The organism is Serratia sp. YC16, assembly GCF_009707615.1.
Lineage (GTDB): Bacteria > Pseudomonadota > Gammaproteobacteria > Enterobacterales > Enterobacteriaceae > Serratia > Serratia surfactantfaciens.
In genome coordinates this window covers 221,525-234,092 of the sequence record NZ_WLYN01000001.1, presented here as the reverse complement: position 1 = coordinate 234,092, position 12,568 = coordinate 221,525, and the positions used below count along the sequence as shown (strand labels likewise).

Genomic DNA, 12,568 nt, shown 5'->3' with positions numbered 1-12,568 from the left:
TTCATCGTTATGCCGCCCGGTAGCTGCTCAACACTTGCAGCAGCAGCGCGTCGTCTTGCGGCGTCAGCTTGCGCGCCATCGCCAGGGTGAACACCAGCACCCGGCCCTCCGCCAGCGCGAACACCGCCTGGTTTTGCCAGATGCGTTTGCCGTCGCGCAGGTAGCTGGCGCGCACCCATTCACCGGCGGCCAGCCCATCGCCCAGCGTCGCCGGTTCGCGGCTTTTGAACGCCCAGCCTTTCAGCCCCTGAGCCAGCGCATCGAGCTGGCGGGTGACGTAGCTTTCCAGGTTCTCCGCCGGCTGCAGCGCATCGCGGGAAATATTGATTGAGGGGGAGACGTCATCGCCGGCCAGCAGTACGTTGACGGTGCGATCGGCATAACCTTCCGGCAAAGCGACGCTGCCTTCGCTGAAAGCGCAGCGGGATAAAGCGGACATGCGAGGATCCTTTTGCATAAATAATGCTTAAGCATCGCATAACTTAGCCTTGAAATAAAACCATCAGAGGCCATCAATGTTGCGCGGCGTGACCGCGTTCACTGTGAAAAAGGCCCTGGCCGGAACCTTGCCTGGAATCAAGTCGTCACATTACAGAATTATCTGAATCCACCGGCGCGCCGACGCCCTGATTGTGGCTATACTCGGCTATCGCCCTTTTCAGGAGATCAGGATGTTGAGATTAACCCGCAGCGCGCTGCTGTGCGCCGCGCTGGCCGCGTTTACCGCCGCCGCCGAAACGCCGAAGTTCGGCCCGGAACTGCAGGGCTTCCACTACCCCTATCCGTTGCTGCAGTTCAGCTTCGCCTCGCAGGGGCAGACATTAAAGATGGGCTATATGGACGTGCCGCCGGAAGGCGCCGCCAACGGCCGCACCGCGCTGCTGCTGCACGGTAAAAACTTCTGCGCCGCTACCTGGCAGGACACCATCAAGGCGCTGAGCAAGGCCGGTTATCGCGTCATCGCGCCGGATCAGATCGGCTTTTGTTCCTCCACCAAGCCGGCGCATTACCAGTACAGCTTTCAGCAGCTGGCGCAAAATACCCACGGGCTGCTGCAGAATCTTAAAATCAGCAACGCCATCGTCATCGGCCACTCTACCGGCGGCATGCTGGCCACGCGTTACAGCCTGATGTACCCGCAGGCGGTGGAACGGCTGGTGATGGTCAACCCGATCGGGCTGGAGGACTGGAAGGCGAAAGGCGTACCGTGGCGCAGCGTCGATCAATGGTTCGAGCGCGAGCTGAACACCACCGCCGAGGGCATCCGCAACTATGAGCAACGTACCTATTACGGCGGCCGCTGGAAGCCGGAGTACGATCGCTGGGTGGATATGCTGGCCGGGCTGAACAACGGGCCGGGCCACCGCCTGGTGGCGTGGAACTCGGCGCTGATCTACGACATGATCTTCACCCAGCCGGTGTATTACGAGTTCAAGGATCTGCAAACGCCCACCACCTTGATGATCGGCACCGCCGACACCACCGCCATCGGCAGCGATATCGCCCCGCCGGCGATCAAGGCCGCGATCGGGCATTATGACGTGTTAGGCAAACAGGCGGCGAAACTGATCCCGCACGCCACGCTGATCGAGTTCGACGGGCTCGGCCATGCGCCGCAGATGGAGGAGCCGGAGCGTTTCCATCAGGCGCTGCTCAAGGCGCTGCAACCCTGAGCGCCCGGTTGGCGCAGCCGCCGCGCGGCGGCTAAACTTTCAGCTGGCACTCAACGGCAGGAGACAGCCATGCGACAGATTATTGCCAGCGCCTTCGTCAGCCTTGACGGCGTGATGCAGGCGCCGGGCGGGCAGGAGGAAGACCGCAGCGGCGGCTTTCGCTTCGGCGGCTGGACCGCCCCCTACTGGGATGACGCCGTCGCGGAAACGATGGGCGATCTTTTCTCGGCGCCTTTTGACTTGCTGCTCGGGCGGCGCACCTACGATATTTTCGCCGGCTACTGGCCGCAGATCACCGACGAGGCCGACCCGTTTTCGGCCGATATCGCCCGCACGTTCAATCAGGCCACCAAGTACGTCGCCACTCATCACGGCGAGACGCTGGCGTGGCAGAACAGCCAATGGCTGGGGCGGGACATCATCGCCCGGCTGCGCGAGCTGAAACGCGGTCAGGGGCCGGTGCTGCTGGTGCAGGGCAGCAGCACCCTGATGCAACAGCTGCTGGCCAACGACCTGGTGGACGAACTGCGCCTGCTCACCTACCCGGTGCTGCTCGGCGCAGGCAAGCGGCTGTTCGATGAAAACGCTGCGCCGACGGCCTTTACGCTGGCCCAATCGGTGGTCTCACCCGGCGGCGTGATCGTGGCCCACTACCGCCGCGCCGGCGAGGTGACCACCGGCGACTTCACGGTGGAAAGCGCAGTGGCCCAGTCGTAAAAAAAGGGCCGTTCGGCCCTTTTCTCTTTCCCCTTCATCACCCTCAGGCAAACAGAATATCGCTCTGCTCCACCTGCCCGACCACGTGGATCTTGAAGTCGGCGGCGTAGCTGTTGCTGTGGGTGTTCATCAACAGATCGGTGGTGCCGTTAAGGGCGTCGAAGTTGAGTTGGATTTCGCCTTTCTGGCCGCTGAAGGCGCTGCCGCTGTCGATAAAGCGCAGCTCGCTCAGGCTATTGTTGAAACGCAGGCCGGAGAGGTCGATCTTGTCGATGCCGTGCTCGAAGTCTTCAATCACGTCGAACGCCGCCACCGTGGACTCTTTGGCGCTGAGATAGACGAAATAGTCAGTGAAGTTATTGGCGTCTTTGCCGCCCCACAGATGATCCGCCCCCAGCCCACCGTACAGGATATCGGAACCGGCGTTGCCCGCCAGCAGATTGTCCTGATCGTTGCCGATGATCACATCACGCCCGCTGCCGCCGATGGCGTTCTCGATGATCGCCCCGCGTGCGATGGCGACGTTCTGCGTGCCGCCGCCGACGCTGGAAAACGCGCCGTCGTTCAGGTTGATCATCTGCTGCTGGCTGTAGCCGGAGAAGTCCAGCGTGTCGTTGCCGCCGGCGTCCCACACCGCGAAGTTGACCGGTTTGCCGTTGTCCGCCGTGGCGGTCAGGAAATCGCGCCCGGTGTTGGAGTTGAAGCCATACACCGTGTCGCCGGTGCGGGTGTTCATGTTGGCGCCGTACAATTTTTGGATCGCGGCGATGTCATCCACCATCGGCCCATAGCCGTATACCCCTTTGGTGTCGGCGCCGGTATAACCGGCGTTGAAATAGCTCATGATCGAGTATTGCAGCGAATCCTGATAATAAGCCGCATCGTTCTGGTAACTCGGGTTGCCCAGCGACGCGTCATAAGATCCCGGGTGCGCCAGCCCCAGGGCATGGCCCAGCTCGTGGGTGAAGGTCTGGCTGCTGAAGTCGCCGCTAACCGGTGCCTTATGGGTGGCGAAGTTCTTGTTGAACCATACCGTGCCGGCGAAGGCGTTATCGCTGCCCGCTTTGGAGCTCGGCGGGTAATAGGCGTAAGCGTTGATGGCATTCGGGCCGCTGCCGGCGGCGGTGCTGCCGTCGGCGCGCTGGGTGAAGTAAGCGAAGGTAATATCCGCGCGGTGGTTGATGTCGGTGGACGCCGCCGCAGTAAAGGTTACGTTCGCCACATCGGCCCAGGCCTGCATCGATTTCAGCGCCTGAGCCTGCGCCGCCAGGGTCAGCGGCTGCAGCCCCTTGTCACCGTCGCCGGTCTGGCCGATGCGGTTCAGCGCGCTCTGCGTCAGAAAGGAATAGGTCAGCGCCACCGGCTGGTGATACACCTGATCGCCGTTGTGCGTCAGGCCCGGTCGCGTCAGCTGATCGGCAGCGCGATCGAAGCTGAAGTTATCGCGGATTTTGCCCAGGTTGTTGATGGCTGCTCCGCCGCGCTGGTTACTGTACAGGTTGGCGTTATCCAGCGTAAACAGCGCGCCGTACCCTAACCCATCATAGAGGCTGCCGGGTCGGTGATAGTAAAACTGATAGTTATGATCGTTGGGGGATGTGGCGGACAGGCTGGTGAACTCATCGTCATCTTGCAAAATGTCGTTGTGGCGACTGCTCATTGCATTCTCCTTTTACACAGTAGGAATCCACTCGCTTTGTAAGACTATTCATCAGTCGTTCTAATCTAAGCCATGGCTTAGGATTGACCAGTATAGTCATTACCCCCGACGGCGCGAGCCCACGCCGCCGCGCATCATCGCGCCGGGCGTTAAGGCGGAAATAATCATAACGATTTGTATTAGCGCGGTATTAATGAGAAAGATAAGCGTATCAGTGGGCTAATGACTCGTCTTTATAGGCATGGTATCGCCGGTTAGATCAGAATTATCGAGGATTAAAAAACCTAATCCTTGCCTCATCATCCCGCTGGGAACGTGCTAAGGTGTGAACGGACAGCCGAAAGGAGTGACCCGATGCCAACCCATTTCCTTATGCGCGCCTTGCGCCGCGCCAGCCTGACAGGAGTCGTTATGAGCGTATTGTGCAGCAGTGCCCTGGGCAGTTCACTGCCGTTGTTGGAACCCGCCGCGCTGAAGGGCGACTGGCAGCTCGCCGCCATCGGCGACGGTAAAACCGTCTGCGAGGTGCAGCTGAGCGACGAAGCGGTAGCCAACACCAACGCTTTCCGCTTCACCGCCTCCGCCCAGTGCCTGCAGCCGTTAGCACTGCACGCGCTGCCGGTCGCCTGGCGGCCGACGCCGGACGGCATGACGCTGACCGACGCCGAAGGGAGCATGGTGGCGTTTCTGGCCCTGACCGCGCCGAAGCGCTATGAGCTGATCGACCGCAACGGCCCTTCGCGCTTTGTGCTGATCCCGCGCTAATCCCTCAGGCGAACAGCAAGCCGAGCAGCGCGCCGCCCGCCAGCACCCACAGCGGATGGAGGCGCTTGCTCATGCTCAATCCCGTCGCCAGCGCCACGATCGCCGCCAACCGCCAATTGGGCGCGGAAGCCTCGGCGATCAAAAGGCCGCTGGCCGCCACCAACCCCACGGTGAGCGGCACCAGCCCGGCCTGCACGATGCGGCGCCACGGGCGATCCTTAAAGCGCCGCCAGGCGCCCATCACCAGCAGCGTGACGATGGAAGACGGCCCGAATTTGGCGACCGAAGATACCAGCAGCCCCGCCCAACCCGCCACATGCCAGCCAACCAGCGGCACGATCATCATGTTCGGCCCCGGCGCGGCCTGCGCCATGGCGAACAGCGCGCTGAACTCCTGGGCGCTCATCCACTGATGCACCTCCACCACCTGCCGCTGCATCTCCGGCAGAATGGTCATGCCACCGCCGAACGCCAGCAGAGAGAGCTCGGTGAAGATCAGCGCCAACGCAATCAACACCCCGCTCATGACGGCCACCGCCACATCAGCAAAATGCTCAGCGGCGCCAGCACCAGCATGGTCGGCAGCAGCGGCAGCCGCAGCCAGGCGATGGCGATCAAGGCCAGCGCCACAATCGCCAGCGCCGCCCACTTGCCGCGCAGCGGCAGCAGCATCTTAATCCCGGTCGAGAGCAGTAACCCGGCGGCGGCGGCGGCCAGACCGGCGAACACATGTTGAACGTGGGGATCGTTTTGGAAACGGGCATAGACCACGCCCAGTCCCACCACGATCGCCGTCGGCGCGCTGATCAGGCCCAGCAAAGCGCACAGCGCGCCGCGCAGCCCGCGAAACTCCATCCCCACCGCCACCGACAGGTTGATCACATTGCCGCCGGGCAGAAACTGGCACAGCCCGAGCAGCTCGGTGAACTGTTCGCCGCTCAGCCAGCGCCGGCGCTCCACCAACATGCTGCGTGCCAGCGGCAACACGCCGCCAAAGCCGATCAGCCCCAGCCACAGAAAGCCTAAAAACAGCTCCGCGTTGCCCGGCGCTGCCGCCGGGTGCGTTTTTAACGTATTGATATCTGACATGACATTGCCGTTCCACATCGCTTGTTTTGATGTCTGGTATCATGCGCGCCGCCGTGCCATGATGTCTAATGCATTCCAGAACAACTAAAGATACCTTTGAGGTATGGCTATGATCGAACTGCGTCGCCTGCGGGCGTTCGTCACCGTGGTGGAAGAAGGCAACATCACTCGCGCCGCCGAGCGGCTGTTTATCCAGCAGCCGCCGCTCACCCGCCTGTTGCAGGGGCTTGAAGACGAACTGGGCGTGAAATTGTTGCAGCGCCTGCCGCGCGGCGTGCGCGTCACCGAAGCGGGCAGCGTGTTGTTCGAGGAAGCCCGCGCCCTGTTGGCGCGCGCCGAGCGCCTGAGCGAAGCGGTCCAGCGCGCCGCCCGTGGCGAGCAGGGCCACATCGCCATCGGTTTCACCAGCTCCGCCGCGCTGCACCCGTTCGTACCCAATCTGCTACGCCGCTACCGCGACATCTTGCCGGGCATCACCACCCAGCTGGAAGAGGCCGGCAGCGGCGAGCTGATGGAGGCGTTGCTCGAACAACGCCTCGATGCCGCCTTCGTGCGTTCGCCGGCCAGCGGCATTCCCGGCCTGAGCGTGGAACCGGTGCTCAGCGAACCGATGATCGTCGCCCTGCCGCTGGGCCACCGGCTGGCGCAAGAGACGCAGCAGCCGCTGCCGCTGGCCGAACTGGCCCACGAGGCCTTTATTCTCTATCGCCGCCCGGCCGGCCAGGGGCTGTACGACGCCATCCTGGCCGCCTGCCACCGAGCCGGCTTCAGCCCGCGCATCGTGCAGGAAGCGCCGCGCCTGCCGGCCACCCTCAGCCTGGTCGGCGCCGGGCTGGGGCTGTCAGTGGTGCCCGGCTCAATGCGGCGGCTGGGCGGCGACGGCATCGTCTACCGCCCCCTCGCCGAAGAAGCGCAGCTCAGCGCCCCGCTTTACCTGGCGCTGCGCCGCAGCCCGGCTTCGCCGATCGTCGAGCGCTTTCGTCAGCTGGTGCTGGAGACCGTGGGGCAGTCATAACAAATAGCCCGAACGGCCAATAAAAAATGACGTTCGTTTATTATCTATTTAAACCTATCGGCGATTAAATTTAATTCCTATTAATGACTATTCAACTTCCGATGAATTAATTAAACCCGCACTCACTTAGTAACAAACGCAAACAAATAAGCGCCTACCTAATAAACGCCAGCCGCTAGGATTTAAGGGTCACAGCAAAATCCCGCCGATGACAAAAACCATTTCAATGGCGATCGCGCCTTCCCTGTCGCCTGCCTCTGCAGGCGCACGGTTTTATATTGGAGAAAATGCTATGCTATCGCGTCGTGATATATTGAAAGTCTCCGCCGTCAGTGCGGCCGCCGCCGGCATGATCGGCGGCATCGCCAAAAATGCCGCTGCCGACGACCATCGCAATATCGTGCCCCCCAGCAGCTACCAGCCACCTGCCGATGCCCAGCATCTCTATAAATACAAATTCACCGACAGCAAAAAACGCAGCCTGCCCAGCGGCTGGGCGCGCGAAGCCACCGTCGAGCAGTTTCCGATCTCCGAGGGCGTGGCCGGCGTCGACATGACGCTGGAGCCGGGCGGCGTGCGCGAACTGCACTGGCACGCCATCGCTGCCGAATGGGCGTTCATGCTGGAAGGCCATGCGCGCATCACCATCCTCGATCCTGAAGGAAAATGTGAGGTGGCGGATTTCGGCCCCGGCGACGTGTGGTATTTCCCGAAAGGTTACGGCCATTCCATTCAGGCGTTGGCGGACGGCGCGCATTTTATTCTGGCGTTCGATAACGGCCACTTCTCCGAATTCGGCACCTTCAGCATCACCGATTGGGTGGCGCATATGCCGAAAGAGGTGTTGGAAAAAAGCGTCGACATGCCGGCGGCGGTATTTTCCAAGGCCAAACAGGGCGAGGCTTATATTGTCGGCGGCGCCGTTCCGCCCGCCTTGCCATTACCGAAAAACGACGGCGGATTAAATAACGCCCCGCTGACCCACCGCTATGAATTAATGAAGCAAAAACCGTTCTTTGAAAATGACGCCGGCAGCGTGCATTTGGTGTCGTCGAAAGAATTCCCCATCTCCACCACCATGACCGGCATCATCGAGATCGTGAAACCCGGCGCGATCCGGGAATTGCACTGGCACCCCAATGCCAACGAATGGCAATACTATATTTCCGGCAAAGGCCGCATGACGGTGTTCAGCTCGCACGGCCACGCGCAGACGGAAGAGTACGCACCTTCAGACGTCGGCTACGTGCCGCAGGGCTTCGGCCATTACATCGAGAACATCGGCGATGAGGATTTGAAGGTACTGATCGTGATGGACAACGGTATCTATCAGGACATTTCGTTGTCCGACTGGCTGGCGAAAACCCCGGCCTACCTGCTGGCGGACAACTTCAATAACCAGGTTGAAGACTGGCAGGATCGGCCGAAAGACAAACGGGTGATGTCGCGGCGCAGCCGCTGACGCCACGGCGAGGGAGAAACCTCCCTCGCCCTCCGGCCCGCCGCTTACAGCGTCGCTTTAAAGAACGGCACCAGCTTCTCCAGCGCCTGAGCTACCGGCTCCGGTTTGTCGTAGAGATCGTAATGTGACCAGCCTTCTACCACCACCAGCTCTTTGTGCTGCGACTTGGCGCGGCGCACAATCTCATAGCCGTCGCGCAGCGCGCCGAACAGGCCGGGTTTGCTGCCGACAATTACCAACAGCGGCTGGGTCAGCAGCACTTCCGCCAGGTGGAACGCGTCCCAGCCCACGGCTACCGCGTTATGGGAATACAGCGTCTTGTTTACACCGTTCGGCTTCTCGCCGCGCGCCGTACGGTAGTATTCCGTCGCCTCGCGCAGATCGATATCGGCGCCGTCTTGTTGCGCCGCCTCAACGCTCGGGTACAGGCCCACATCCACACGCAACGCCGCGCCGCGCGCCTCTGCGGTGCGCTGCCGGGCAATATCCTCCAGGAAAGCCACAGGATCGCCATTGGCCAACACGCCCTCGCGCATCACCCGGCCATAGTTGGCGCCGGTAATGGTCGCCACCGCTTTGATGCGCCGCTCGGTCATCGAAGCATTGATGGCGTAACCGCCGCCGCCGCAGATGCCGAGCACGCCGATACGCTGGTCGTCAACGTAGTCCAACGTCACCAGATAATCGGTCACGACGCGAAAATCTTCCACGCGCTGGGCGGGATCTTCGATAAAGCGCGGTTCGCCGCCGCTCTCGCCCTGGAAGCTGGCGTCGAACGCGATGACCACAAAGCCGGCTTTCGCCAGCGCCGCCCCATAGACAGTGCCCGAGGTCTGCTCTTTACAGCTGCCAATTGGATGGGCGCTGATGATCGCCGGGTACTTTTTCCGCTCGTCGAAATCCGGCGGGAAGTGGATATCCGCCGCGATGTCCCAATACTGACGTTTGATTTTGACCGTTTTCATCATGAGTTCCTCACAGGGTTGCTGGCTCGGGAAACGCGCTCGGCATCGCTTCCGCTGGGATAACGCTCACTTTATACGCCGTATTGTTCTTTGATAAGCCCATAGAATGGACTACAGTGTTAAGCTGTAATTTACAATACGGGCATCTCGATGGATCCTTCCCTGCTTCCTTCACTGGCGTGGTTCGCGCATATCGCGCAGCACCGCAGCTTTACCAAAGCGGCGGCCCAAATGGGCGTTTCCCGCGCCGCGCTGTCGCAAAACCTGAAGGCGTTGGAAAAACAGCTGAACGTCAAGCTGCTCTACCGCACCACCCGCGATATGTCGCTCACCGAGGAAGGGCAACGCCTGCTGGAAGCCCTGACGCCCGCCCTTAGCACGATCGAGCACGCCGTCGGCACGCTGGAAGAGAGCCGCCATGAACCGGCGGGGCTGCTGCGGATAAACACTTCGCGCACGGCCGCCAAGCACTTTATCGAACCGCATATCGGCGAATTCCTGATGCGCTACCCCAGGCTGAAGCTTGAACTGGTGATGGACGACGGCATGGCCAGCATCATTTCCGAAGGTTACGACGCCGGCATTCGGCTGGGTGAAAGCCTCGCCGAGCATATGGTGGCGATCCCCATCACGCCACAGGTGGCGCTGGCGGCGGTGGCCACGCCGCAGTACCTCAGCCGTTACGGCACGCCCGCCACGCCGGCGGATCTGGTCAACCACAACTGCATCGCTTTTCGCCACGCAACCAGCGGCGCCATTTATCAATGGGAGTTTTCCACCGTCGAGCGGCACGCGCGCCATACCTTTTCCGTCGAACCGAAAGGCAGCGTGATCACCAACGACGACGACGGCATGATCCGCGCCGCATTACAGCACGTCGGCATTATTCAGCACTTTGATTTCGCCGTGAAAGCGATGGTGGAACGCGGTGAGTTAGTGCGGATACTGCAGGCCTGGTCGCAGCCCTTCCCCGGCTTCTATCTGTACATTCCCTCCCGTGAGCACATGTCTTCCAAGGTCAGGGCGCTGCTGGACTTTCTGGTCGAGAAGCGCGCAGGCTAATCCGGCCCGCGCGCCTTTTCACTTTATTGTTTATGCGGCTCCGCTGGCAGCGATAACAGCTTCGCGAGCAGCAACTCCGACATATTAAGCTCGGTGCTTAACACCACATGGCAGTTGGCATCGCGCTGCGGCGGATAGTTCATATATCGCCCCCGCATGTCACACAGGGTTTGCCCGCGGCCTGGCCCGTCAGAATCATCGATCGTCACCTTCACGTTAGGCGCAAGGCAGGCGCCGATACCCTGCACCGCCAACACCGCCGCCACCGGATCGTGCAGCGCACAGGCTTTGCGGCCGTAGGTATTGATATAAAACTGGATATACCGTTCCAGCATTCGCCCTATCGCCTGCGCAAATCGGCTCTCCGCCGACAGCAGTTTGAGCCGATCCGCCTCTTCGAACGTATGCGACATAGTGACATCCAGCGGCACCATGACGATATTCTTCATCGCCTTAAAGACGATGGCCGCCGCCTCCGGATCGCAGGCAATATTCGCCTCCGCAACGGGCGTTCGGTTGCCGGGCGCCAGCGCCGCGCCGCCCATAATTGTCAGCGTGCCGATCAGCTCCGCCAATGCGGGCTCAAGCTGCAACGCTTTGGCGATGTTGGTCAGCGGGCCGGTCGCCAAGATATCCAGCTCCCCTGGGTGCGTCTTAGCTAACTTAACCAGCAGTTCGGGGGCCGACAGCGGCGCCAGTTTGGCGTCTGAGGCTTCCAGCGCGATATCGCCAATGCCGTTGTCACCGTGTATATGCTGCACATCGCAAAGATATGCATGGCGCAGGTAATCTCGTTCCCCTACGGCGACGGGGATCGCGGGAAAACCGGCCAGGCGGGCGAGCTCCAGCGTATTTCTGGCCCCGGCATCAGCGGCGACGTTGCCGCAAACCGTGCCGATCGCCAGAATATCCACTTTGTCACTTTCAGCGAGCAAATAGCCCAGAGCCATCGCATCATCAATGCCGGTATCGCAATCAAAATATAATTTTATTTTCTTCTCGTTCACCGCTTGTCTCCATTTTCTGTATTAAGAGAAGCAACCCAAGAATCCATTTTCTTCCGATACGTCATTTTTGCCTCGTCACTGGCGAAACTGGCAGCCAAAGAATTGAGGGCCACATCGACGATGTCATGGGGGGAAAATTCAAATTCGTCCTGACAGATGAGGTATTCATCCACCAGCGTGGTTTGTAATAGTACCGGGTCGTCGGTATTGATGGTCGTGATGACCCCGGCGTCACGCAGCCGGCGCAGCGGATGTTCTGCGTAGCGGGGATAGACGCCAAGTTTGATATTCGAGGTCAGGCATACGCCGATAGGGATCCGTCGTTCAGCCAACAGCGCCACGACAGCCGGGTCATCTATCGCCCGCACGCCGTGATCGATGCGATCGGCCCCCAACAGCAGGATGGCATCGCGCACGCCCTCTGCGCCGCTCGACTCTCCGGCATGCACGGTTCGCTTCAACCCGGCCCTGCCCGCCCGGGCGAAAGCCTGCGCGAAACGCGTACCGCTGCCTTTGGTGGCGGCCTCATTGCCATCGATGGACAGCGCGACCACTCTGGGGTGCCGCAGCGCGGTTAAAAAATCCACCAGCTCACTGGCTTCGGCGGCCGTTTGCTGGCGGAGCAAACTGACGCACAGCCCAACGGACGCCAATCCATCCTCTTCAGCCGCGCGCAAACCGGCGTCAATCGCGTCGATCATCTCACCGAGCCTGCCGCGCCACGCTTTCCAATGGGTCGGGTTGAAAATAAGATCGGCGTACAGTCCGCCATTCTGCGACAGCCGTTGCGCATAGGAGTAGCTTAACTGCGCCAGGCGTTCGCGGCTGCTCACCAGGCCACAGGACCAGTCGAGGAACGCGAGAAAATCGGCAAGCCCGTTAAAATTCAGTAGTTCGTCCTGCTCTCTGGGCATCGGTATCCCTGAGGATAACGCCCAGACCGCGAGCTGTTCCGGATCAAAACAGCCCTCCAGATGCACATGCACTTCCGCCTTCGGCAGAGAAACCATCTGCGCTCGGCAGAGCTTGGTTTGGTTTACATTCCATTCCATAAAATGATTCTCAATGGTTATTTATGCGGGCCAACGAGCCAAGCTTTCGCGAACCCTGAGTGGCGAAATCGGTGCCAAGGCTCCGTTGAAGGGGGAGTGAA

Annotated in this window: 13 protein-coding genes; 6 read left to right on the top strand and 7 right to left on the bottom strand. The window is 60.9% G+C overall.

Annotation, left to right across the window (positions count from 1 at the left end; translation table 11 throughout):
- Nucleotides 1–7: 7 nt before the first annotated feature.
- On the bottom strand, nucleotides 8–439 hold the full coding sequence (locus GKN89_RS01145; RefSeq protein ID WP_063919426.1) for a DcrB-related protein: 432 nt from the start codon (nucleotides 437–439) through the stop codon (nucleotides 8–10).
- 232 nt (nucleotides 440–671) lie between these two features.
- Here GKN89_RS01145 and GKN89_RS01140 point away from each other — a divergent pair, with 232 nt between their 5' ends.
- Nucleotides 672–1,673: an alpha/beta fold hydrolase gene (locus GKN89_RS01140; protein WP_154746176.1), complete on the top strand. Its 1,002-nt coding sequence runs from the start codon at nucleotides 672–674 to the stop codon at nucleotides 1,671–1,673.
- Nucleotides 1,674–1,742: 69 nt separating this feature from the next.
- Complete coding sequence (locus GKN89_RS01135) at nucleotides 1,743–2,390, top strand: dihydrofolate reductase family protein (RefSeq protein ID WP_154746175.1); 648 nt, start codon at nucleotides 1,743–1,745, stop codon at nucleotides 2,388–2,390.
- Between the two features lie 43 nt (nucleotides 2,391–2,433).
- Here GKN89_RS01135 and GKN89_RS01130 read toward each other — a convergent pair whose 3' ends face one another.
- Nucleotides 2,434–4,050, bottom strand: a complete 1,617-nt coding sequence (locus GKN89_RS01130; protein ID WP_154746174.1) for a serralysin family metalloprotease — start codon at nucleotides 4,048–4,050, stop codon at nucleotides 2,434–2,436.
- Nucleotides 4,051–4,461: 411 nt separating this feature from the next.
- On the opposite strand from GKN89_RS01130, the gene GKN89_RS01125 reads away from it, so the two are divergent.
- Nucleotides 4,462–4,815 (top strand): protease inhibitor Inh/omp19 family protein, encoded by a 354-nt coding sequence (locus tag GKN89_RS01125; protein WP_063919422.1) that lies wholly within the window; start codon nucleotides 4,462–4,464, stop codon nucleotides 4,813–4,815.
- A gap of 4 nt (nucleotides 4,816–4,819) precedes the next feature.
- Here GKN89_RS01125 and GKN89_RS01120 read toward each other — a convergent pair whose 3' ends face one another.
- Nucleotides 4,820–5,341, bottom strand: a complete 522-nt coding sequence (locus tag GKN89_RS01120; protein ID WP_019456334.1) for a chromate transporter — start codon at nucleotides 5,339–5,341, stop codon at nucleotides 4,820–4,822.
- On the bottom strand, nucleotides 5,338–5,904 hold the full coding sequence (locus tag GKN89_RS01115) for a chromate transporter (RefSeq protein WP_154746173.1): 567 nt from the start codon (nucleotides 5,902–5,904) through the stop codon (nucleotides 5,338–5,340). Before GKN89_RS01115 ends, GKN89_RS01120 begins: the two co-directional genes overlap by 4 nt.
- A gap of 103 nt (nucleotides 5,905–6,007) precedes the next feature.
- Here GKN89_RS01115 and GKN89_RS01110 point away from each other — a divergent pair, with 103 nt between their 5' ends.
- Both GKN89_RS01110 and GKN89_RS01105 read left to right on the top strand, forming a co-directional pair.
- On the top strand, nucleotides 6,008–6,919 hold the full coding sequence (locus GKN89_RS01110) for a LysR family transcriptional regulator (protein WP_154746172.1): 912 nt from the start codon (nucleotides 6,008–6,010) through the stop codon (nucleotides 6,917–6,919).
- A gap of 292 nt (nucleotides 6,920–7,211) precedes the next feature.
- Entirely contained in the window at nucleotides 7,212–8,381 is a 1,170-nt protein-coding gene (locus tag GKN89_RS01105; RefSeq protein ID WP_063919420.1) for a cupin domain-containing protein, read from the top strand.
- Nucleotides 8,382–8,425: 44 nt separating this feature from the next.
- Here the strand turns inward: GKN89_RS01105 and GKN89_RS01100 are convergent, their stop codons facing one another.
- Nucleotides 8,426–9,346, bottom strand: a complete 921-nt coding sequence (locus tag GKN89_RS01100) for an alpha/beta hydrolase (RefSeq protein WP_004940758.1) — start codon at nucleotides 9,344–9,346, stop codon at nucleotides 8,426–8,428.
- 150 nt (nucleotides 9,347–9,496) lie between these two features.
- On the opposite strand from GKN89_RS01100, the gene GKN89_RS01095 reads away from it, so the two are divergent.
- Entirely contained in the window at nucleotides 9,497–10,408 is a 912-nt protein-coding gene (locus GKN89_RS01095; RefSeq protein WP_004940760.1) for a LysR family transcriptional regulator, read from the top strand.
- 23 nt (nucleotides 10,409–10,431) lie between these two features.
- Here the strand turns inward: GKN89_RS01095 and GKN89_RS01090 are convergent, their stop codons facing one another.
- Both GKN89_RS01090 and add read right to left on the bottom strand, forming a co-directional pair.
- Nucleotides 10,432–11,415 carry a nucleoside hydrolase gene (locus tag GKN89_RS01090; protein WP_309531206.1) on the bottom strand — a complete coding sequence of 328 codons (984 nt, stop codon included), beginning with the start codon at nucleotides 11,413–11,415 and terminating at the stop codon, nucleotides 10,432–10,434.
- Nucleotides 11,412–12,467, bottom strand: a complete 1,056-nt coding sequence (gene add, locus GKN89_RS01085) for an adenosine deaminase (protein ID WP_154746171.1) — start codon at nucleotides 12,465–12,467, stop codon at nucleotides 11,412–11,414. Before add ends, GKN89_RS01090 begins: the two co-directional genes overlap by 4 nt.
- Nucleotides 12,468–12,568: the final 101 nt, after the last annotated feature.

Bases quoted from the DNA above. Each gene is read 5' to 3' on its own strand.
- GKN89_RS01145 (WP_063919426.1), bottom strand. From the start codon at position 439: ATGTCCGCTTTATCCCGCTGCGCTTTCAGCGAAGGCAGCGTCGCTTTG.
- GKN89_RS01140 (WP_154746176.1), top strand. From the start codon at position 672: ATGTTGAGATTAACCCGCAGCGCGCTGCTGTGCGCCGCGCTGGCCGCG.
- GKN89_RS01135 (WP_154746175.1), top strand. From the start codon at position 1,743: ATGCGACAGATTATTGCCAGCGCCTTCGTCAGCCTTGACGGCGTGATG.
- GKN89_RS01130 (WP_154746174.1), bottom strand. From the start codon at position 4,050: ATGAGCAGTCGCCACAACGACATTTTGCAAGATGACGATGAGTTCACC.
- GKN89_RS01125 (WP_063919422.1), top strand. From the start codon at position 4,462: ATGAGCGTATTGTGCAGCAGTGCCCTGGGCAGTTCACTGCCGTTGTTG.
- GKN89_RS01120 (WP_019456334.1), bottom strand. From the start codon at position 5,341: ATGAGCGGGGTGTTGATTGCGTTGGCGCTGATCTTCACCGAGCTCTCT.
- GKN89_RS01115 (WP_154746173.1), bottom strand. From the start codon at position 5,904: ATGTCAGATATCAATACGTTAAAAACGCACCCGGCGGCAGCGCCGGGC.
- GKN89_RS01110 (WP_154746172.1), top strand. From the start codon at position 6,008: ATGGCTATGATCGAACTGCGTCGCCTGCGGGCGTTCGTCACCGTGGTG.
- GKN89_RS01105 (WP_063919420.1), top strand. From the start codon at position 7,212: ATGCTATCGCGTCGTGATATATTGAAAGTCTCCGCCGTCAGTGCGGCC.
- GKN89_RS01100 (WP_004940758.1), bottom strand. From the start codon at position 9,346: ATGAAAACGGTCAAAATCAAACGTCAGTATTGGGACATCGCGGCGGAT.
- GKN89_RS01095 (WP_004940760.1), top strand. From the start codon at position 9,497: ATGGATCCTTCCCTGCTTCCTTCACTGGCGTGGTTCGCGCATATCGCG.
- add (WP_154746171.1), bottom strand. From the start codon at position 12,467: ATGGAATGGAATGTAAACCAAACCAAGCTCTGCCGAGCGCAGATGGTT.